Genomic DNA, 1819 nt, shown 5'->3' with positions numbered 1-1819 from the left:
GAGTTCGAGATCGTCGACATGCCGTTCGGCACCAGTGAGCTGCTCGGCATCGGGGTCGTCCCTTCCGCGTCGGCGAGCAGGCCCGCGGTGGTGAGCGCCCACCACGCTCCGGGGACGGCCGCGCGGTCGTCCCCGCAGCGCCGGCGGGGTCAGGGCAGCGGCTCGCCCCGGGCGGCCAGCCACAGCTCGTACCACTCCTCGCGGGTCAACTCCGGCTCGCGCGCGACGGCGTCCCGGCACGCCCGGATCCGGTCCGGACGCGCCGTGCCGATCACCGGCGCCACGCCGGCCGGATGCCGCTGGACCCACCACAGGACCACCGCCTCCGGGGTGGTCCCCCGGCGCTCGGCGAGCGCCGCGACCAGGTCCGCCGTGGCGCGGTCGCCCGGCGTCCGGGCAGCGCCGGTGAAGCGTCCCCCGGCGAGCGGGCCCCAGGCCTGCAGACCGATCCGGTTCGCCCGGCAGTACTCGACGGTGCCCAACGGGAAGCCGGTCGCCGTGGACGCCGCCGTGTTCACCAGGACCCCCGCCTCGACCCAGTCCCGGCGGGCCAGGCTCATCTCCAACTGGTCGACCACGAGGGGAATCTCCAGCGGCGCCTGGAGGTGGGCGATCTGGGCCGCCGCCATGTTCGACACGCCGAACTGCCGGACCAGACCCTGCCGGTGCAGCGAGCCCAGCGCCTCCGCCACGTCCTCCGGGTCGGCCAACGGATCCGGGCGGTGCAGCAGCAGCACGTCGATCACGTCGGTGCGCAGCCGGGCCAGGCTCTCCTCGACGCTGCGCACGATGTGCGTCCCACGCAGGTCGTACCGGCCCGGCCCGGCGTCGCCGTCCAACCGGATGCCGCACTTGGTCTGCAGCAGGATGCGCGACCGCAGGTCCGGCGCGCGGGCGAGCACCTCGCCGAAGACGGCCTCGGACTTGCCGTGGCGGTAGATGTCCGCGTGGTCGAACGCGGTGACGCCGATCTCCAGGGCGGCCTCCACCGCCGCCTCCGCCGCCGCTATCTCCCGCGCGCCGTACGGTTCGGTGTTCCAGTCGCCGCCCAGGCCCATGCAGCCGTAGAGCAGTCGGTGATCGCGGATGTCGGCCATGGGACCTGGATAGCACAGCCGTACCGGGACGGGCGGGGCAGGCGTGATCGCCGGCGGAACGGGTAGGCGCGAGCCGCCACGCGGACGACCGGACGCCGGCCGGCGACGACTCTGGAGGGGCCCATGGCGGACACCCCGGGACCGCCGCGCCCGCCCTCCGCCGCCGGCGACGTGGTCGAACTGCGGGTGCACGGCGTCTCCGGCGCCGACGCGCGGCGGATCCTGGACCGGCCGAGCACGCGCCAGGTCGCCGGCGACCGCAGCGGCGGCTTCCACCGTCCCCCGCCGGGATACCCCGACACCCGTGGGCCGGGCGGGGTGGTCCTGGAGGCGTACCGGTGGAGCGAGCTGCCCTCCGGCACCGCGGTCCGGACCGTGTCCCTGGTCTTCCTGCTGCCCTTCATGCTCGGCAACGTGGCGCTGTGGATGCGGCCGGACGGTCAGGGCCCGGCCGGCACGACGGTGACGAAGGCGCTGTGCCGGGTGCTGGCACTCACCCTGACCGCGCTGTACGTGCTCACCGTCGCCGGGGTGGCGCTGGACCAGGTCGGCTGGAAGTGCATGGCGCGTCCACCGGGCTGTACTCGCCCACCGGTCCGCCGCTGGCGTACAAGTGGGCGCTCTTCGCGTTCTTCCTCGCCGTGCTGGCCGCCGTGGCGGTCGGCGGCGTGGTGCTGCTGGCCTCCCGGCCCGCCCGGCGGCGCGCGGCCGCCGCCATCGTC

The 1819-nt window shown here is 75.4% G+C and carries 1 protein-coding gene and 1 pseudogene; one reads left to right on the top strand and one right to left on the bottom strand.

What is annotated here, in order from left to right:
- Nucleotides 1-149: 149 nt before the first annotated feature.
- Nucleotides 150-1097, bottom strand: coding sequence for an aldo/keto reductase (locus tag HUW36_RS32120; protein ID WP_217428917.1), 948 nt, complete (start codon nucleotides 1095-1097; stop codon nucleotides 150-152).
- 123 nt (nucleotides 1098-1220) lie between these two features.
- Here HUW36_RS32120 and HUW36_RS32115 point away from each other — a divergent pair.
- Nucleotides 1221-1819: pseudogene (locus HUW36_RS32115) on the top strand (hypothetical protein); the annotation flags it as partial.

The organism is Micromonospora maritima (assembly GCF_902825405.1).
Taxonomy (GTDB): Bacteria; Actinomycetota; Actinomycetes; order Mycobacteriales; family Micromonosporaceae; genus Micromonospora; species Micromonospora maritima.
Note: the sequence above shows the minus strand (reverse complement) of the source record. Positions and strands in the feature narration are given on the sequence as shown.

What these genes read in the sequence shown, in the direction of transcription:
- HUW36_RS32120 (WP_217428917.1), bottom strand. Translation starts at nt 1,097, where the DNA reads ATGGCCGACATCCGCGATCACCGACTGCTCTACGGCTGCATGGGCCTG.